Origin of the sequence: Clostridium sp. FS41 (assembly GCF_000954015.1) — a bacterium.
Taxonomy (GTDB): domain Bacteria; phylum Bacillota; class Clostridia; order Lachnospirales; family Lachnospiraceae; genus Enterocloster; species Enterocloster citroniae.
Genome location: NZ_JYHN01000069.1, coordinates 202673 through 223264 on the forward strand (window position 1 = coordinate 202673; position 20592 = coordinate 223264).

Annotated in this window: 15 protein-coding genes; all 15 read right to left on the reverse strand. The window is 52.7% G+C overall.

Features of this window, described 5'->3' with window-relative positions:
* Nucleotides 1-65: 65 nt before the first annotated feature.
* The 15 genes from CLFS41_RS22495 to CLFS41_RS22565 all read right to left on the reverse strand — a co-directional run bounded on the left by CLFS41_RS22495 (nucleotide 66) and on the right by CLFS41_RS22565 (nucleotide 20289).
* A complete protein-coding gene (locus tag CLFS41_RS22495; protein WP_007866674.1) occupies nucleotides 66-1004 on the reverse strand; it encodes a glycosyltransferase family 2 protein in 939 nt (312 codons plus the stop codon).
* Between the two features lie 56 nt (nucleotides 1005-1060).
* Nucleotides 1061-1903: a LicD family protein gene (locus CLFS41_RS22500; RefSeq protein WP_007866676.1), complete on the reverse strand. Its 843-nt coding sequence runs from the start codon at nucleotides 1901-1903 to the stop codon at nucleotides 1061-1063.
* Nucleotides 1904-1922: 19 nt separating this feature from the next.
* Nucleotides 1923-3275, reverse strand: a complete 1353-nt coding sequence (gene rfbH, locus CLFS41_RS22505; RefSeq protein WP_045093523.1) for a lipopolysaccharide biosynthesis protein RfbH — start codon at nucleotides 3273-3275, stop codon at nucleotides 1923-1925.
* A gap of 18 nt (nucleotides 3276-3293) precedes the next feature.
* Nucleotides 3294-4361 (reverse strand): CDP-glucose 4,6-dehydratase, encoded by a 1068-nt coding sequence (rfbG, locus tag CLFS41_RS22510; RefSeq protein WP_007866679.1) that lies wholly within the window; start codon nucleotides 4359-4361, stop codon nucleotides 3294-3296.
* 68 nt (nucleotides 4362-4429) lie between these two features.
* Entirely contained in the window at nucleotides 4430-5206 is a 777-nt protein-coding gene (gene rfbF, locus CLFS41_RS22515; protein ID WP_007866682.1) for a glucose-1-phosphate cytidylyltransferase, read from the reverse strand.
* A gap of 22 nt (nucleotides 5207-5228) precedes the next feature.
* Nucleotides 5229-6665, reverse strand: a complete 1437-nt coding sequence (locus CLFS41_RS22520) for a hypothetical protein (protein WP_045093524.1) — start codon at nucleotides 6663-6665, stop codon at nucleotides 5229-5231.
* 43 nt (nucleotides 6666-6708) lie between these two features.
* On the reverse strand, nucleotides 6709-8571 hold the full coding sequence (locus tag CLFS41_RS22525; RefSeq protein WP_045093525.1) for a glycosyltransferase family 39 protein: 1863 nt from the start codon (nucleotides 8569-8571) through the stop codon (nucleotides 6709-6711).
* Nucleotides 8572-8624: 53 nt separating this feature from the next.
* Nucleotides 8625-10988 (reverse strand): hypothetical protein, encoded by a 2364-nt coding sequence (locus CLFS41_RS22530; RefSeq protein WP_045093526.1) that lies wholly within the window; start codon nucleotides 10986-10988, stop codon nucleotides 8625-8627.
* A 48-nt stretch (nucleotides 10989-11036) separates the two neighbouring features.
* Nucleotides 11037-11822, reverse strand: a complete 786-nt coding sequence (locus CLFS41_RS22535; RefSeq protein ID WP_007866691.1) for a glycosyltransferase family A protein — start codon at nucleotides 11820-11822, stop codon at nucleotides 11037-11039.
* Nucleotides 11812-12453, reverse strand: coding sequence for an SIS domain-containing protein (locus CLFS41_RS22540; protein ID WP_045093527.1), 642 nt, complete (start codon nucleotides 12451-12453; stop codon nucleotides 11812-11814). Before CLFS41_RS22540 ends, CLFS41_RS22535 begins: the two co-directional genes overlap by 11 nt.
* A 4-nt stretch (nucleotides 12454-12457) precedes the next feature.
* Nucleotides 12458-13036, reverse strand: coding sequence for a D-glycero-beta-D-manno-heptose 1,7-bisphosphate 7-phosphatase (gene gmhB / locus CLFS41_RS22545; RefSeq protein ID WP_007866695.1), 579 nt, complete (start codon nucleotides 13034-13036; stop codon nucleotides 12458-12460).
* 26 nt (nucleotides 13037-13062) lie between these two features.
* Nucleotides 13063-14133 carry a GHMP kinase gene (locus tag CLFS41_RS22550; RefSeq protein WP_007866698.1) on the reverse strand — a complete coding sequence of 357 codons (1071 nt, stop codon included), beginning with the start codon at nucleotides 14131-14133 and terminating at the stop codon, nucleotides 13063-13065.
* A complete protein-coding gene (locus tag CLFS41_RS22555; protein ID WP_045093528.1) occupies nucleotides 14127-14834 on the reverse strand; it encodes a nucleotidyltransferase family protein in 708 nt (235 codons plus the stop codon). Before CLFS41_RS22555 ends, CLFS41_RS22550 begins: the two co-directional genes overlap by 7 nt.
* Nucleotides 14835-14959: 125 nt before the next feature.
* On the reverse strand, nucleotides 14960-18904 hold the full coding sequence (locus CLFS41_RS22560; protein WP_045093529.1) for a glycosyltransferase: 3945 nt from the start codon (nucleotides 18902-18904) through the stop codon (nucleotides 14960-14962).
* A gap of 26 nt (nucleotides 18905-18930) precedes the next feature.
* Nucleotides 18931-20289: an ABC transporter ATP-binding protein gene (locus CLFS41_RS22565; protein ID WP_007866704.1), complete on the reverse strand. Its 1359-nt coding sequence runs from the start codon at nucleotides 20287-20289 to the stop codon at nucleotides 18931-18933.
* Between the last annotated feature and the right edge of the window lie 303 nt (nucleotides 20290-20592).

Sequence of the window (20592 nt, forward strand, 5' to 3'; positions counted from 1 at the left end):
TATATCCTGCCAAAGAACCAAATTAAAAAAGAGGAACCTGAACATGTCAAGCCCCCTTCATATGATCACTTCCCGATCTCCTCAAAATTTTCCGTCCTGTCAACAATGTAGATCGGCCTGTCTTTAAGCTCTGTAAACAGAATGGCAATGTATTCCCCGATAATGCCAATGATCACAAACATCATGGCAAACATAAAACAGATCAGCACCACGATGGTGGCGTAACCGCTGGGCGCCCCCCTGCGCGTAAACAGCGTATAAATCATAACCAGCAGCCCCAGCAGGGCTGAGAATATCCCCGCATAGATTCCCAGCTTCAACGGCATATTGGAAAAACATAAAATCGTATTAATGGAGAAAACAAACAGCTTTTTGATGCTGTATTTGCTCTCCCCCGCCACCCTGGCCCTGGCCTCATATTCTATTGTAGTCTTTTTAAAGCCTACATTCTGCACATAGCCCCGCAAAAAACGCACCTTTTCACGGTAGTTTTCCTTCAGGACCTGGGCAACGTGACGGCTGATGGCAAAGAAGTCAGAGGCATTGGCCTCAAAATGTACGTCTGAAATATGATTGATCAGCCAGTAAAAACCGGAAGATGTTATGTTCTTTACAAGACCCGCGGTCTTATTTCTGGTGCGGACCATGTTGATAACTTCATATCCCCTCTCAAAGCATTCCAGAATCCCGGGAATACATTCCGGAGGGTGCTGAAGGTCCGCGTCCATACATATGATGCCATCCCCCCTGCTGTAATCCAGTCCGGCGATCATGGCGGCCTCGTGGCCGAAATTTCTGGAAAAGCTGACCACCTTTACGTTACTGTCTCCTGCAGCAAGGCGTTCCAGTATGGATAAACTCTGATCCCCGCTTCCGTCATTTACAAAAATCAGTTCATACTCCCACGCAATCCCCTTTAGTACCCCCGTTGCTTCTCTGTAAAAATCTTCCAATGCCTTTTCTTCGTTGTAGACTGAGACCACAACCGATAACAATCTGTCCATGAACTATGTCTTAAGTCCTTTCTTCATTCAGAGCCGGAGCAATTTTCAAACTCACTCTAATCAAACACCTCAATCTCCATGCTGGAGTGGGCGGGAACCCGTTGCTCCTCAGGAGGCAGCTGCATGTAATCCCCATACAGAAGGGTCAGGACCTCATGCCAGCCCTTTGGTATCATCAGCTGTGTATCCTCAAACGGGGCGTCCTCCACATTGTCGCACCAGTCCTGGTCCACGGTCACGTACAGGAAATCCGGCTGGTAGTTGCTGTAGTAGCGCAGTCTGCCCTTGCTTTTCCTGTCCTTTAATGCAAGGGCCCTCTGCATGGAGAAAATAGCCTTCATAGGGACGCACCGGCCCACACCGGCCAGGATACCCACAAATATCTTATTGGCCAGACTGTACTTTTTAAAATCCAGCTCATACCTGTGTCCCATGGCCATTCCGTATACCGCCATGTGCAGTAATTTTGTAATGGAAGCCCCCATCCTGCCGGCAGGCAGCCTGTCTATGACAAACAGGTCCACCCACAGGTGGTTCAGCTTTCCCTCATAGAACCGCATTTGCGGGCTGTCTTCATGACACCTGCTGTTCTTATAGATGATCCGTGCCGTAAAATCATAGAATCCCTTCCCATTCCGAAAGCTGTCGGGCTCCACAAGCTCCAGACCTTGGGGAAGTTCCCTTTTTACCACCTTCATAAACGCATCGTACTGGTTTCTGGTAAATGCCACATCCGCGTCATCATCCCAAGGTATGAACCCCTTGTGGCGGACCGCACCGATCAGTGTTCCTGCATCCAGCATGTATTTGATATTGTATTTGCGGCAGATCCTGTCTATCTCTTTCAGGATCGTCAGATTGGCCTGATGGACCCGGCTCATATCATAATCTGATTTCATCTTACCGTACTCCTTTTCACTATGCGCCCACTGCCTCACGGATGGTCTTTGCCATATGATCGATCATCTCATCCGTCATTCCCGGATACACGCCCACCCAGAAGGTATCTGACATGATCCTGTCCGTATTGGCCAGTTCACCCACGATCCTGTATCCCGTGCCTGTGCTTCTCATCTCATCAAAACATGGGTGTTTAGTCAGGTTGCCTGCAAAGAGCATCCTGGTCTGGACGCCTTTTCCTTCCACATACCGCACTACCTGGTTCCGGTCCACTCCCTCCCGGCATGTGATCAGGAAGCCGAACCAGCTGGGCTCAGAGTGAGGCGCTGCCTCGGGCAGGATCAGTTTGTCCTCCAGCCCCTTAAGGCCTGCCTTCAGGCGCGCAAAATTATGACGGCGGCGCTCCACAAAGGATGGGAACTTTTCAATCTGGGCGCATCCGATAGACGCCTGCATGTCGGTGGCCTTCAGATTGTATCCAAGATGGGAATACACATATTTGTGGTCATATCCCAGGGGCAGCTCGCCGAACTGTTTGTCGAACCTGTGCCCGCACATATTGTCCCGGCCCGATGGACACACACAGTCCCGCCCCCAATCGCGGAAGGAGCGGATGATCTTGTTGAGAAGGGGATTGTCCGTGTATACGGCTCCGCCCTCTCCCATAGTCATATGGTGTGGAGGATAGAAGCTGGAGGTCCCGATGTCTCCGATGGTCCCGGTAAATCTGGTCTGCTCCTTTCCCTCCGCCTCCACGGTATACCGGCTGCCCAGCGCATCGCAGTTGTCCTCCACCAGCCACAGGTTATGGCGCTCACAGAAGGACTTCACTGCCCTCAGGTCAAAGGGATTGCCCAGGGTATGGGCGATCATCACCGCCTTTGTCCTGTCTGAGAATGCCTCCTCCAGCTTAGTTACATCTATATTATACTGGGGAATGGTCACGTCCACAAATACGGGGACAGCCCCATACTGAAGTACGGGAGCTACGGTTGTGGGGAAGCCGCAGGCCACCGTGATGACCTCATCCCCTCTTTTGACCCTGCGTTCGCCCAGCAGCGGGGATGTCAGGGTCATAAATGCAACCAGGTTGGCGGAAGAGCCGGAATTTACCAGGGAGCAGAACCTGATCCCCAGATAGTCCGCCAGCTTCTTTTCAAATTCATCCGTAAACCGGCCGGACGTAAGCCAGAATTCCAGGGCGCTGTCCACCAGGTTCACCATCTCATGGTGGTCATAGACGCGGGATGCATAGGGAATCCTGTCACCCTCCTTAAACGGGCCTTTCTTATTATGGAAGGTACTGCAGTATTCCTCCACCATGGCAAGGATCTGTTCTCTTGCCTCCGCTTCTGTTTTATGATCAAACATAGTTCAAAATCTCCTCTCTCAATTCTCCCGGGTAAAAAACTCCCGTATCTGTCTGTCCATGACCTCCAGCATCTCCTCGCCCTCCAAATATGCCCTGGACCACTCCACGGTCTTTGCAATGGCTTCCTCCACCCCGTATCTGGGCTGCCAGCCAAATACCGACTTGATCCTGGAACAGTCCAGCTTCAGGAAACCGGCCTCATGGGGGCCTCCGTCATAGCGGTCGATCCACTTGATCCCCTGTCCCCATACGCGGCAGAACATATCCACCAGATGTCCGGTTGTCACGCAGTCCTTGTCATCAGGGCCCACATTATAGTATCCCTGATAACGCCGGTCTTCATACTGCTTCATGGCAATGGTGAGGTAAACCGCCAGGGGCTCCAGCACCAGCTGGTACGGCCTTGTGGAGTGGGGGTTGCGAACAATGATATCCTTGCCGGCAGCAGCGGCTCTCACACAGTCCGGTATGATCCGGTCATTGGCAAAATCACCGCCTCCGATCACATTACCGGCCCTTGAAGTAGAGACAGCACAGCGTCCCTGGGACAGGAAGGATTTCTGGTAACTGTGGGTCACCAGCTCCGAGCATGACTTGCTGTTGGAATAGGGGTCAAATCCATCCAGGGGATCATTTTCCCTGTATCCATACTCCCACTCCTTATTCTCATACACCTTATCCGTGGTCACATTAAGGAACGAGCGCACGCTCTCTGTAAGCCGCACGCACTCCATCACATGGACGGTTCCCATCACATTGGTCTCATAGGTATACACCGGATCCTTATAGGAATCCCGCACAATCGGCTGGGCGGCCAGATGGAACACGATCTCAGGCTCCACCTGTTCAAACACATCCCGCAAATGCTTCAGGTCCCTCACATCCCCGGTCACGCTCTCCATGGTATCCTCAAGACCTGCGATCTCAAACAGGCTGGGATCCGTGGGCGGTTCAAGGGCATACCCCGTCACCTTCGCCCCCGCCAATGTGAGTATCCTGGAAAGCCAGGCCCCCTTAAACCCGGTGTGGCCTGTCACCAGCACCCGTTTATCTTTATAAAACTTTGTCAATTCTTCCATGGTCATGATTCCAACGCCTCCCTGCAATCAATCATTCTCCAACTGCCGGCAGCTCCGCAGCCGCACAGCTTTTCTCAATCTTTCCAAATCTTCCAGGGAGCTTTACCGGACTGCCACAATTCCTCCAGTTTCTTCATCTCACGCTGGGTGTCCATGCACTGCCAGAACCCGCTGTGGTAAAAGGATTTAAGCTGCCCCTCAGCTGCCAGCCTCTGCATGGGCTCCTTCTCGAACACAGTGGAATCCCCCTCCAGATAATCAAAGATACCGGGTTCCATCACCATGAAACCGCCGTTGATCAGGGCGCCGTCATTGTCCTCCTTTTCCCGGAAGGACATAATGGTGTTGTCCTCATCAATATCCAGCACCCCCTTCATCTGCCCGATGTTCACGGTGGTGATGGTTGCCGTCCTGCCATGGGACTTGTGGAACTGCACCAGTTTGTCCAGGTCCACTGTGGATACCCCATCGCCGTAGGTGAGCATAAACGGCTCATTCCCAATATACGGCTGGATCCGCTTCACACGCCCTCCGGTCATGGTGTTAAGCCCTGTGTCCACCAGGGTCACCTTCCATGGCTCGGAATAATTGTTGTGCACCTCCATCTTGTTATTGGCAAGGTCAAAGGTCACATCTGATGTGTGAAGGAAATAATCCGCAAAAAATTCCTTGACCACGTACTGCTTATATCCAAGGCAGATAACAAAATCATGGAATCCGTATTCGGAGTAGTACTTCATAATATGCCACATAATGGGCTTTCCGCCGATTTCAATCATGGGCTTTGGTTTCAGATGACTCTCCTCGCTGATCCTTGTGCCAAGTCCGCCTGCTAAAATTACAACCTTCATTCTTTTCCTCCATTATGTGCTTTTATCTGAAAATATTCAGCCTGTTTTCCTCTAAGATACGGAATGCCTCCTGGATCTTGTCCACGCCTTTCCTGTACTCGTATGTGTCTTCCAGATCCTTCTTGGCGGCCTCCAGCTCCTCCCGGCTCATACCCGGGATCAGCGGGGCCATTGCCGCCTTTTTCTCAAAGCTCGCCTCCCGGTTTGGGGCCTTCCTGATCTCATGATAAGTAGTATAACCATTTCCCGCCAGGATTGCAAGGCAGAATACTGCCGTCAGCCACTGCCGCACCCTACGTTTTCCCCCGCCCTCATTCCAGGCAAGCGCAAAGGTAAGGACCAGCCCCAGGATCCCCACCTGGAACTGCAGGGCGTAGCGGGAACTTAAAGCATATGTCTCACTCTCAAATATATAGCGGGATATGAATATGATCACATGGTTAAGCCCGCCTCCCACCAGCAGCATCATGGGAAATATGGTCCTCTCATAAAGCTTAAATCTCAGGTTCAGATAAAGGGCATACACATAGCCCAAAAGGACAAACATGCCTATGAGGTAACACATCCGGCTGCTCAGCACCCCCTGTCTCATCAATTCCTGAAGTTCCTCTCCCCCCACCAGGATCCCTGCAAAGGATTTGAGCATGAACCGTACCGGAAATGTGGGATTGTCCGAAAGGATCTCCATCAAAGAGCGCCCCGTGGCCCCGGCATGTTCCTCCACTGCAAAGGAATTGCTGAGAATATAAAGAAGCAGCGGGATCAGGGTACATGCCATATAAGCCAGATACCGCATGTCCCAGGACCGGACATCTAAGACTCCCTTTCCGGTCCGCTCCCCTCTCCCAAGTCCGTCCCGCACCATGCAGAATCCGTAGGACATAAGGAGCGTCACTGCATAGACGGCGCAGTAAGGGCCTGCTGTTCCCAGTATGATCAGCCAGGGAAGCGCCAGGAGTTTCATCCTGTCATGTTTTTTTTCCCCGCCGGACCACACACGGTCCAGAACCAGTTCATGGTAGTAAAAACAGGCAAAGGCAAAGAAATGGGACCATCCGCTTCCGTTTGTAAGCATTTCCCATTTGTTCAGGCTGAACATTACCGCCATGAGAAGGGCAAACCAGCCGCAGCCGATTCGTTTGTCCCTGCAGTAAATACCGAATGCCCATCCGGCCAGCCCCAGGCTCACCACCCCCAGGACCCGCTCAAAGGTAATGGAGAATCCGAACAGTTCCACGTTCACGATCCTGCAAAGGTAATTGATGGGGATCCTGGTAAGCACATCCGGTACAAAGAACTTGTCCGGATCATACACATCGGGAAGATAGCTGTTTACCAGCCTGATATAATCGGAATATACCACATCGCAGGTGGCATTCTTCACATACCACAGGCAGAATAAAACGCCCAGAACAGGGAGCATCCAATATATGATTTTTCTGTATCGTTCTGCGTTCATGGTTTCTTTTCCTCTCTTTGGGATGTACCAGGCGTCCCGTCCGCTACCTGGCCGTCATATGCACGATTGCGGCAAGCCTGTCGTCTCCCCGCTGCTCCTGGGCATTGGGCATATAAAAATTATAATCAAAGGTCAGGTGTACCATCTGCCATGGTTCCGCCTCAATGGTGGTATTCACCACCGTGGAGCGGACCGGGATGACCCTCGGCTCCTCCTGGTCCATGGTGATCTTGATGCCCTCCCCTCCGTTCATGACGCCCGGGTACATGATCTCCAGATCAATGCAGCCCGTCTCTCCCGCCATGACTGTAAGGCTGGCATGTTCGTCCATCCATCCGTCCTCATAGTAGCCATAGTCCACCTGGAGCTTCAGCTCTTTCACAAACTGGGTGATGTCCTGGAATCCGTTGTGGTCCGGATCCTCCCGCAGCACAAGCATGCGGTCGTTCACCAGCCCGATATCCCGGATACTGTCTATGAATTCCACCCTGGTCCCCTCCGCTGTCCTGTCCTTGTCATACACCTTAAAGAACGTGTGGGCAGTAAAATCGCTCATCTCATAGCTGTTGCCTATGATATAAATGGTCTTTCCGAAAATACTGTCCCCATACCGCTCATAAGTCTCCTCAGCCAGAGAGTTGTACCTGAGCTGGTTGGGCCACAAATACAGTTTGGGATAGTATCCCCTGTAAAACAACTCCACGGGCAGCATCAGCGCCACATAACAGGCAAACACCACACCCCAGGGCCACAGGCGTTTCAGGTAAAGCTCCGGCTTCACCCCCTGGGTCAGCACCCCATACATATATGCCAGAAACAATAGGGATGCTGTGAGGGAGACATAGACCCAGCGCATTTCCACCCGAATGGTAACACTGGAGGACGCAATGCAGGCCCCGATAAACAGCAGGAACAGGACTGAATTCCAGATGATCCGCAGCCTGGCATCCTTCCGTTTATCCCTTATGAGTTTTACCAGAAAGCCAATGACAAGAATTACAATGGCCAGGTCGGCCGCAAGCACCAGGAGCCGGATTCCCAGCGGGCTCTGGTCCCACGGACAGCCGTTCAGGTGTTCCGGGCCTGCATTGATCCCAAACACATAGGCGGCCTGGCACAGGGCATAGCGGATAGTATCCCCTATGGAAAAGGTGTCCGCCACCTGGGTTCCTCCCGTGCCGGCCGGAAGAATGCTTCCGATGGTAAATGCCCGGATCAGCTGGACAAGGAGGAAGGAACCGATGCTGATCCCCCATTCCCAAGGCCCTTTGGAGCGCTTTACCAGCAATGCGAACAGAAGCAGCGGAAACAGCACCATATACCGTTCATGGACAAAACATACGCCGAAATAAAGGGCGCAGGACAGGTAAATACATCCCTGGCTGTCCTCCTCATTCATATAGCGGTAAAGATACCATAGGATTCCGATGGCCATCCACAGGGCCATGGTCTCCATCAGCCCCAGGACCTGGCCGATCTGGTAGTAAGCCATACGGCTGGACAGATACATAAAACCGCACAGGAAACCGATGGCCTTGGAGCCGGCCAGACGGCGTCCCACAAGGTAGACGGACCATGACACCGCTGCGTTCAGCAGTACGTTAAAGGGCACAAACCAGTTCACATGATTGCCCACCACCGCCATCTCCAGCCAGGCGGCCAGATAGTACAGGAATCGGAACCTCGTACTGCCCACGGGAAATACATACTGCAGGAATCCCTGTTCCCCGTAGCAGGACCAGAAATACAGGTCATCCATGTAAAGCCCCTTGATCTCAATATTCCTGTTCACCCAGATTGCCGTGGCCAACAGAAGCCCCATAAAGATCACATGGTCCTTCCATTCATATTTTTTCTCCATTCTGGAGAAACCGATCCTGGTTCTTGCACTCTCTTTTGTCTCCACTGTACGCGCCTCCTTGTCCCGGGCACCCGGTGCCCTTGCTCTTGCAGGTTTCCTTATGGATGTGTCATGTGGGCCGTCACACGCTCCATGCTGTAATTTTGGTAAAACTCCTCCACAGCCTGCTCCGGATGTTCAGGGGCAGCGCCGTCAAGGGTAACCCTGGCTGTCATATTCCCCCATTCATACCGGATATCGGTAAGGCTTCCCTCCTCGATCATGTCCTCGATCATCTCAAGGGCCCTTGGCTGCCCCGCCAGATATCCTGCCTCCACAAAGAAATATTCCGTACCCGCATATTCCAGGAATTCCTCAAAATAAGCCAGCCTCTTTACCAGATACACGTTTCCGCCGCTGCCCGTCACATCATAGTAGCTCTGAACGCTGCAGGGCAGTTCCAGGACATCGGGGTGGGTCCCAAAAGCAACCACCCTTGTCCTGGGCGTAAAGCTGCCGGCCAGAGCCTGATATCCCTTTTCCCGCCTTCTCACAAGCGCCTCCCGGCGGTGGTCGTAATATCCCCTGTGCTTCAGGCTTATGGGGGTAAATCCGGGATTTCCGGCCCAGCTGGTCAGACAGGTAATAGGGACGTTGCATACCATGAAGAGAATGACCGTCAAGCAGCACAACCTGCCTGCTTTCCCGGCGCCTGCTTCCTCAATCCCGGCTTTCTCAACTCCTGCTTCACCGATCCCCCCCGCCATCCTCATGGAGCTGATGACCACCAATGCATAGAACAATATAAAATAGTTTCCGTCCACCTGGGAAAGGGTATAGATGCTTGCAATACATCCCAGTGCCATAACAGGAACCAGGACCAGGTCAAAGAAAACCCTGGGGTTCCTCCTGTCCCTGCTCTTTACCGCCGACCATATCCAGATAAAAAGGAACAGGGTCACCAGACAGGTTCCCCAGGCAATGATCACATGGTCCATATCCTCCGATACGGGAGCCAGGAGCATTTCCCCAAGGCGCCTTCCCAGACGGGCCAGCTTTTCCTCCACTGTGAGCAGGGACGCATCCCCGATCACATGGCGGAAGGTAAAGGGATATTTAACCGCCCAGCCGATCTTCTCGCAAAAGCCCGCAAAGATGGAGGTCACCGGCACCCCGGTCAAAAGCCAGGTGCGGTACCACAGCCCCGCCACCGCGCCCGCGGGAAATACCAGCAGCAGCCATCCTCTTTTATCCCCCAGGGTGAGACGGCCTGTAAGGATCAGGCACAACAGCGCCACGCCTCCAAGGGCGGTGGAAAATACCAATGCAGTGGGTTTATAGACCATGGTCAGAAGATAGGTACCTATGGCCATAAGAAGCCAGGGCGTTCCCGACTGTCTGCCAGGGCCTTTTTCATCCTTTTTCCCTGTCTCAAATGCCTGGCACAAAAAATAATAGATAATCAGCTGGTGCAGCAGGGTGATGATATCGCTTTTGGCCGTGGCCGCCATGTTCATGATACCCGGTATGGAGGAGAGGACGGCCGCCGCAAACAGCCCCATCCCGCGCCCTTTGACCCGGCTCACCATGGACGCCCCAAGGGCCAGTACAGCCACGGCGATCCACAATGAAAATGCCAGCACGAACCCATATGTGGGCGTGCCGCACAGGGGAAGCACCAGCACCTCCAGTCCTTTGCTGTAGGTATATACCAGGTTGATCATCCCCAGATTTTCATAGATCCCCCTGCCGTTGTCCAGGACATAGACGGAGCGGAGTCCGTAATGCAGGGAATCATAGTCCAGCTCAATATTCAGGCGTCCTGCCTGGATTAACACCATAGTTATGATAAATGCCAGGAGCCAGGCATGGGACCTGCGCTCCGGCATCCAGCCAAGGAATACGCTCCGGCAGCTCCTGGGGGACCGTTCCCCCTGGGCCGGCATTCTCCGGCGCCTCCTGACAAACAAGGCCCCCTCGGCCAGCAGGGCGGCGGCCCCCATAATCAGCGCGCACCACCGCCACAGGCGGATTCCTCCATGGCCTGTCAGGGAAATGAGGCACACAAACACGATCCAGAATCCGCTTCCGGTCACCAGGGACAAAGACATTTCCAGGATCGTGCATTCCTTTAGTTCAAGGGATATGAGCCGGTTCAGCCATCTGCCCCAAAGCATCAGGGCCGCCAGATACAGGAATGATACCGCCCCAGGAAGGAAGATCCGGTGACACCAGGTAAATACCACGATACCCGCAGCAAGTCCCAGACACCTGACCCACGCTTTTCCCCTGCCCTTCAGCCAGAGCAGGTTCCATATAAATACAGCTCCCACTTCAGCCATCATGGTTCTGGAAGATGCCTCCTTCAGGACAAGGCTCAGGGGACCGGTGACCATTACCTTATGGCATGATATGATAAGAAATATTCCTGCCAGCCCAAAAAGCCCTGCCAGGAGCAGGTTCTCTCTCTTGCTACCTTTCATATATAACCTTTAATCCTTCTGTTCTTTCGATTTTCCAAAACGGATCCGTCACTCATATTCTGCGTAAGCCGACTTATAAAAATGCATCAGAAGACGGGCAACAGGTTCCGGCCAGAAGCGTCTGAACATGATTTCCTCCTCCAGCTGCCTTCTGTTGTCCGCAATACATGCCTTGGTTGTAGCGCCCTCATGGACTCGATAATAGAGAAGGGGACGTTCCACGCAGATAAAACGGCCCCTTTCCCCGGCCAGCTTGTAAAGATTGTCCCAGTCAAGGGCAAACTGGAATCCGGAACGCACCAGGGGTACACCCAGCATTTTTTTCTGGTAGGTGGTGGCCGGGCAGCAGATCGGATTGCCAAGGATCAGGGACAGGCGTTTGACCCAGGTCAAACCATTCAGACAGGGCATACGCAGCGGAATGCGCAGCAGACGCTTGATCCAGAGCATTTTATCCCCTGTGATCAGACGGCCGTTCTTTATAATGGCATAGTCCGTGGTAAACACGGTCATATCCGGGTATCTGCCATAGGCTTCCAGCAGTTGGGCCGAATATTCCCTGTGATACATATCATCCTGATGTGCGATGGTGACCAGCTCACCATCCGCCATCTCATAGGCAAAATTCCAGTCATCCCTTATATTGCTCTCCCCATCCCTTACATACAGAGGAATTCCATATTTCCACGCAAGCCCGTCTATGTAGGGGCTTGGGGTGGATGTGCACAGGATCATGTGGCCCGGCAGGCTCTGGGCCTTCAGAGAACGGATACAGCGCTCCAGATAAGGGGAATCCTTGTATGCGCAGATAGAAAACACATGCTTATACTTCATAGAAATGCTCCTCCAGCATCAGGCAAAGGGCGTGGTAAACCGGAAGATGGAGTTCCTGGATCTTAAAGGTCTCCTTTTCCGGAACCACAATGGGCACATCGCTGGCCTTTGCCAGGGCTCCCCCATCCTTTCCGGCCAGGCCAATAACCTTAATTCCCATGGCTTTTGCCACAGCCGCGGCATACATCACATTCTTTGCATTGCCCGATGTGGAAATACCTATGAATACATCTCCCTTTTTTCCATAACCATACAGCTGCTGGGCATAGATCATCTCCCCATCCACATCATTGAGGAATGCGGTGGACAGGGCCGTATGCCCGGTGAGGGCGATTGCGGGAAGCGCTCCCTGAAGTCCCTCCGCCAGCGCAGCGCCCCGCTGGGGATCGGCCTGTCTGAGCGCATGGGCAAACTCCGGGGACACGGGGCGCCGTTTAACAAAGCCCTTCATAAGTTCCCCCACAATGTGTTCACTGTCCGCGCAGCTTCCTCCGTTGCCCGCGATGAGGACCTTTCCCCCTTGCTCATAACAATCCTTTAAAAGCTCATAAGCGGCCCGGATATCCTCCTTTACCGCTTCAAGCACCGGATATCTTCCGGTCAGTTCCTCCAGATATTCCATCTCTTTCATGGGTTCACACCTGTCCTTTCTCCACAATCCACCGTGCCGCGTCCATAAGGGTCTCGCCATAATGATCGTACACGGGGTTTACTCCCCGGTCCATATCCTTTTGGTGCTGCTCCCTGCCGTATCCGGTGCCCACCAGAATGGAGGCAATGCCGTAATTCCTTCCCGCTTCCACGTCCAGCAGTTTATCGCCCACCATAAAGGAATGGGCCTTGTCCACTTCAAAGTCCTTTTCCGCCATCTCAAACATACCGGTCCCGGGCTTGCGGCATCTGCACTGGGTTTTGTATTTTCCCAGACCATGCTCCGGATGGTGGGGGCAGTAATAGTAGGCGTCAACGGCCGCCCCCTCCCGCTCCAATACACGGTTCATATAGCGGTGCAGCGCCTCCACATCCGACTCCTTATAGTACCCCCTGGCCACCCCTGCCTGATTGGTCACCACCACCAGCCGGTATCCGGCCTGTTTCAGCAGCCTCAGCGCCTGGGGAACGCCTGGGATCAGCTTTAAGTCCTCCCGTCTGTGAAGATAGTGGACCTCCTCATTCAGGGTACCATCCCTGTCTAAAAATACAATTCGTTCCATTCAGATCATATCTCCCTGTATCCGGCTTACAGGCCGAACCTGTACTCTCCGTCAGGCATATGGACCGTCACCTGGTCATACTGCCATCTGTCGTCATCCATAACCCAGCTCTGGGCTCCCCGCAGTTCAAAGTTCCAATCAGCCAGCTGGCCTCCTACCTGCTCCATGCGGGCCGCCACCTTGTGGCGCACATTATAGGGGCAGTACATCAAAAGATAGCCTCCCCCGCCGGCTCCCAAAAGCTTTCCGCCCAGGGCCCCTGCTTTCAGGGCCTCGTCATAGAGCTCATCAATCTGGGGTGTGGTTATCTTGGAGCTCATGCGCTTTTTGCTCTGCCATCCATAGTCCAAAAGCTTTCCGAAGCTGTGGAGGTTGCCCTTTAACAGCTCATCCTTTAATGCATAGGCCAGGGCCTTCACCTCGCACATGGCCTGAAAACTGTCCTTTTTCTCATAGTTTTGGACCTGGTCCTTGATAATGTTGGCGGATACATGGATCTTTCCCGTGTAGCAGAGCAGCAGGTTGTACTGCAGCTCATGGATGATATCCTTCTTAATGCGCAGAGGATTCACCACCACATTATTGCGTCCATGGAACTCGATAAAATTAAATCCGCCAAAGCTGGCCGCATACTGATCCTGGTAACCTCCATCGATCCCCAGATCCAGACGCTCCACCTGGTAAGCCAGGTCCGCCATGGCATAGGCGTCCATCATGGTTCCCTTCCAGCGGGACATGGCCATGAGCATGGCTACCATCACCGTGGAGGACGTTCCAAGACCTGAGCCCGGAGGCGCGTCACACTGCAGGAACACCTCGCAGCCCTGCTTGATATCCATGGCCTTTAAGGCGGCGGTTACCAGGTCCAGCTTTCCGTTATAGACATAATTCTCATTTGTATTGTATTTGACCGTCATATCAAAATCAATGGAATTCACAATGATCTGGTCATCCTCCCTGGGGACAATGGAACAATACGCATATTTATTAATGGTGCTTCCGATAATGGCCCCGCCCTGTTCCTCGCAGAACGGCGCCACATCGGTTCCCCCTCCGCCAAAGCTTACGCGAAGGGGCGCCCTTCCTCTGATCACCATATAACCTTCCTCCTCACATCTTCCTGGAACTGGTAGTATGCCTCGGGAATGCCGATATCGATAAAATATCCGTCATTGACAAAACCTCCCAGCCTTTTTTCCTCGCCCAGCCATCTGGGTATCATGTCATTTTCCAGTGAAACCTTTCCCTCCGGGATCCTGTCAAGCAGCTCCCTTTTCATCAGGTAGACGCCGCCGTTAATGGTCCCTGTTCTGGCTTCCTCTGTTTTTTCGTTAAATGCAGTGAGTATCCCTTCCCGGTCCAGGACAGCCTGTCCATATCTGGACACATCCTCCACTTCCCGCAGTACAAGGGCCATGTCCAGATCCCGGACATCCATGATCTTGGACAGCCGCGTATAATCGATCTGATAAAATGTATCCGCATTGAGGACATAGAACCTGTCCTGTGTGATCAGACGGCCCGCATTCTTAATAGCCCCCGCTGTTCCCAGCAATGTCTCCTCATAGGCGTAGGAAGCATGAAATCCAAACCTGTCTCCACTGCCAAAATGCTCCTCCACCATGGAACCCTTATACCCCACGGCAAAAATAATGTCCGTGATCCCGTGGCGCACCAGTTCCCTGGTCACATACTCCATAAAAGGGCGTCCTTCAATCAGCGCCATGGGCTTGGGCCGGTCGCTTACCACGCTGCGAAGCCGTGTGCCAAGTCCGCCGGCCAAAAGTATTGCTTCCATTCCTCATCCTCCATTCGGTCCGTTTTTCCGTCTGTCCTTCCGGTCTGTTCTTCCGGTCTGTTCTTCCGGTCTGTTCTTCCGGTCTGTCCGCCGGTCCGGTCTGCTGCAACGGCCAATGCACATCCTTATCTCTGTGTAAAATCTTCCTCAATTACCTTCCAGGCCCCATCCAGGCTGAAATATTTCTTAATATAATCCTGGGTTTTGCGGCAAAGTTCCCTGCACCGCTCATTGTCCCGGTACAGGTTTACCACCCGGTCCGCGAACTGCTCCGCCTCGTCTGCCGTCTCCAGGACGGATTCCACAAAGGGAATGCCCTCCGCTCCCGTGGAGGTGGTCACAATGGGAGCGCCATTGTAAATGGCCTCCACCACCTTGCCCTTGACTCCGGCTCCGTACCGGAGGGGCACCACCACCAGCTTGCAGCTTGCATAAAGGCTTTCCAGTTCCTCCTCGCTTACAAACCCCTTGATGATGATTCCATTTCCATCCTGCTCCAAGGCCCTGATCTCATCCGTCACCTTAGAGCCCACCACGTAAAACTTTATGCCCGGTATGCGCTCCCTGATCCCCGGGAAGATCTCCCTTGCAAACCAGAGCACCGCATCCGCGTTAGGCGGATGGGCAAAGCCGCCCACAAACAGCAAACCTTCCCTTTTTGCAAAGTCATCCCGGATGTCCGTAAGGAATGTGTCATATACATAAGCGGTTATGGCCTTTGCCCGGATGCTTCCGTCAATGGCATGGATGGCATCGATCTCCACATAGGAGGGATAATAAGATACTGCTGCCTTATGCATCATGGTCAGTTCCACGGATTTCCAGTAATCCGCTTCCCGCTTGATCTCAATATCCCCGGTCAGGGCATACTCCCTTCCCAGACGCAAAAAATGCAGGTCATGGCCATAATAGATCACCTTTATCCCGGTGTAATCCCTGATATAATCCACATACTTGGTGGCGATATGGGGACGGTTCAGGTAAGCATAGGAAATCTCATCCCCATTTTCCTTAAGCCAGTCCCAGATGCCGGCCGCGTATCCATCGCCGTAGAGCACCTCGATCCCCATCTGCTGCAGGGTGGTGGAATAGGGCTCCTCGTGAAGGAAATTATCGCCCAAAAACTTCACCACATATCCCTTTTTCAGGAACATCTTCAGGTACTGGTATGTGGTCTTGGAACCGGCGTCCCTGTCAAAGGTGGGCACATAGTGGTCCACCACCAGGATAATCTCCTTTCCCTGGCTGCGTTCCCTTGCCCTAAAGGGATTGGGATTGCCCGTATTGACGCACTGCCCCTTCAGCTCCACCGTCCATTTTTCCTTCAGCTTTTCACTGTTCTCCACCTGATAGCGCTTAAGCCCGGTACCATTCACATCCGTGCCATTGGAAATGCCTTCATAGTGGATCACCTTGGACAACGGCTGGTACACTACCCGGTACCCGGCCTTTCTCACCTCAAACGCAAGGTCCGAATCCTCGCAGTAAGCCGGCGCATACCGCTGGTCAAATCCTCCGATCCGCTTCCACAGGGACGCGGGCAGCAGAATGGCTGCTCCTGATATATAGTCTACATCTTTTACATAATTGTATTCCGCTTTGTCCGGGTCATCCAGACGGCCGTAGTTCCAGCCGGAGCCATCGCTCCAGATAATGCCGCCTGCTTCCTGGAGACGTCCGTCCGGGTACACCAGCTTAGATCCCACCATGCCGATGGAGGGATCCGACTCAATCAGTGTTACAAGAGATGAAAGCCATCCCCGGGTCACCTTGGTGTCATTGTTCAGGAACATGATATATTTGCCCCGCGCCGCCTCTGCGGCATGGTTGCAGTTTCTCAAAAATCCCTGGTTTGTCTGGTTGCGGCTGATGACCAGGCCTTCCACATACTGGTCCAGCCGGGCGGTGGCATCCGTGGATACATCATCGGCAATAATGACCTCATATGTCACATCCTTTGTAAATTCCAGGATCGACTGAAGGCAGGCATAGGTGTAATGCACCTGGTTGTAGCAGGGAATGACAATGGATACCATGGGGCCTTCCCAGCCTCCGGGTCCCTCTTTTCCCTGGCCCGGCACCTGGGGGAACCTTAGTCTGCCATATTTCAGGTAATCCTCCCCGATTTCAAAATCCCCATTGATCAGGTTTCGCCCCTCTTTGGCCGCATACATCCTGCCGTAACGCACCGGGTGTTTTACCGTATTAAAACAATAGTTCAGGATCTTGCGTTTCCTGGTCCCCTTTGGGAATACCCGGTTCACCCCATTGCCCAGCTTGCGGCGCAGTTTGAATATAAGGGCTTCGTGGCCGTTCAGATAGGTGGCCAGCTTGCCAAGCTCATCAATCTCATGGCGCAGGTCCCTGATCATCACCTCCAGGTTGGCCACATGGTTGTTGGTCAGGCGCTGCACCTCCTGTTCCTTGCGGATCTGGAGATTCTTTTCCTCCACCTCTGCCTGGAGCTGGTTGATCCTGTCCTTTGCCCTGGCAAGGCCCTGGTCTGCCTGCCTCAGTTCCTCCAATGTGGTCACCTTCTGGCTGTAGCCTGCCAGATATCCCTGGTTTCCATCCCCGTGCACATAGGACTGGAAGGCTCTTTCCATGGAAGCATACACGGACGCCATCTCCCCGGATACTGAGAATTCCTTCAGAAACCCTTCCAGCCCTTCATAGTCCAGTAAGTTTTCATATTTATAATAGAAATAAGCCAAATTACGGTATTGTACAAAATGGGCCGGTACGGGAAAATCAAACACCCATTCGTAATCCAGACAGTACAGACCGTCTTCCCTGCCGTCCTCTCCCTCTACGACCATCAGATTTTCAAACAGCCCGTCAATGTTGCTCACACGGTAGGAACTGTCGCTGATATCCGGTATCTCCCCAAATACCTCCGTAAACTCAGGTGTAACGGCAAAGGGCATGATCTGGTCCTCTGGCACGCCAAAGAGCACCTTCATGGCTGCCTCTATAGCCTCCACAGGCGCTTTTCCTTCCCTGATCTCCCTGCCCAGACGTTCTGCCAGTGTCTCTCCACGCAAAAAGGAAAACCGCACCGTCATCCCGTCCCGGGATATATCCGGCTCCAGCACACGGACCGAAGGGTTAAATTCCTGGAGTTGTCCGTATTTCTTCTGAAAGGAAAGAATATGCCAGCTTCCCTGGCTCCCAAGAGCCGCCTTTTCCACATAGCGGGTTCCCTTTTCCTCCAGAATGCTGGTCCGGATCTGGAATTTTCCTTTCCTGGTACGGTTATATTTTGTGAAGATGGTTTTCTGGGCAGAGGCATCCGCTGACGCCACAATTAAAAATCCATTGGCAAACCGTCCAAAGTCCCCCTCGCTGATAAGCCTGTCAAAGATCTCTTCCTCATGAAAACAGGCATACCGCGGTTTGTCATAGGCCATATCCATGTGGGTAATGTCACCCTTGCCCGGAAGATAGCGGTCTGAATAAATGGACACAGGCAGCCTGTGATCCGGCATAGGGTAGTAGAACTCAACCCGGGGCAGTCCGGCATCCAAAAAGGCTGCCTCAAGCTCCCCCTTCATCCAGGCGCCCTCCTGTGGGTCATGTCCGCCTCCTGCCAAAAACCGAAGCCCTATGGTATTCTCACATGCAAATACAAGGCGGCCATGATCCTTCAGGTATTTCCCGGCCCGGCCTATGATCTGTCTTATATCAGCCTTTTGCCCCGTTCCGCTGCTCGGCCCTATGAGGAAAACCCAGTCAAACCTGCTCTCCCCGTCCTCCAGTCCATAGGTAATATTGGACTTGTCCCGGTTCCGTTCCCGGTTAACGGCCAGATTTTCATCCCTGCTGTCCATCACCGTCACATGGGCACAGCGGTCAGCCAGGAGCCCGGTGAACGCACCGTAACCGGATCCTATCTCCAACACCTGGTCATGGACAGAGAGATCCAGCCACTCCAGAAGATTCTCCCGGACAGGAGTCAGGGCATGAAGCACCTCCGGACGGTGGTCTGATGTAAGCGCCCGCTCTATGCCTTCCTGCGTGCTGCCGTATGTTTTAAATAAATCTAAGATTTCATAACTGATGTCGTTCATGAATTTCCTCTTTTTACTTTAGCATGTTAACTGTCACTGCTTTTCTTTTCTGCCCTGACCTGGGACTCCATATCATATACGCCCACTGTGTTCTTGTTGGATATCACGGTGATATTGGTCACATTATACAGGCGGTGGTACACCACGTGCTCCCCGTGTTCAAATCCGGTACAGGACATGCTCAGCAGATATTCGCCTCCCTGAAGCGTCATCTTCTGGGTAAACTCCACGGTATATTCATCCCCATTTTTCACCGGCTTTATGTCCGCTCCCTCAAACATGGTGTTGGTGCCGGTCAGATCCGTGCCCTTTTTGTCCTTGATCGTATAGGTGAAAATGGGTGCGTCAATCTCGGTGTTAAACCGGATGCACTCCTTGATCGTAAACATTTCCCCTTTAAGGAGAAGGTTGGTGATATTGCCCCTCTCATCAAAGAGGCCCAGGTCATAGATCTCCGCCCGTCCGTCCCCGTATTCCGTCCTGTCAAAGTTAATGGTCAGCTGGTCCTTCATGAGTTGGCCTGTTACATGGCCTTCCTCCTTTTGATCCAGGCCCATGCCTCCGGAAAAGTCAGACATCCCTACCGGATCCTCGGCCTTTTCCCTGTCCAGCTCCGCTTTCAGGGAATCCATCTGACCGGCCAGTATCTTCTTATATAGATCCACCATATGGCCGGGCTCGCCCTCCGACACAAATTCACCCTTGTTTAGCAGCACTACCTTGTCACAGTATTTGATGATGCTCCCCATGTCATGGGTCACCATCAAAATGGTCGTTCCCTTCTGGCGTATCTCCTCCATCCTGCGGTAGCATTTCGCCTGGAAAAATACATCTCCCACGGACAGAGCCTCATCCACGATCAGTATCTCAGGATCCACATTAATGGCTAACGCAAAAGCCAGCCGTACAAACATACCGCTGGAATAAGTCTTCACCGGCTGGTATACAAAATCCCCGATCTCCGCAAAGTCCAGAATATCCTGAAGCTTGGCGTCCATCTCCTTTTTCGTATACCCCATCATGGTGCCGTTCATATATATATTTTCAATTCCCGTGTAATCCATATTAAAGCCGGCGCCCAGCTCCAGCAGGGCCGATATCTTTCCATTCACTTCCACCTGGCCTGTGGTGGGGGTCAGAACACCTGTGATGATCTTTAAAATGGTGGACTTGCCCGAACCATTGGTTCCTATGATACCTACGGTCTCGCCTTTTTTTACCTGGAAGGACAACTGGTTCAATGCATAAAAATCCCTGTGGTAATTCTTATGGGAAATGCTCATGGATTCCTTCAGCCTGTCAATGGGTTTCTCATATAGTCTGTATACCTTTGTCACATCCGCAACATTGATGGCATACCCGTTGTCTTGATCTTTTACTGGCATAAAACAATCTCCATCCTGAAACATGTCTGTTTAAAAACAGGTTCCGGCAGCAGCACGTCCCATCTCCCGGAAACTATGGCCCCGAAGAAGATGACGTAGAAGGCTACGCCGGCTGAATCGGGGCCAATGTACCGCGAAGCGGGCGCGCTATGTCCCACTGTGCCGGGCAGGGCCTGGCGGATCCGTTGGGACAGACTGTCGGAAATGAATTTTTAAACACGCTATGGGCATAAGTATAGCATACAATGCGATATTTTTATACCTCAAACAATATTTTTCAAAAAAAGTTAAGGATTCCTATTG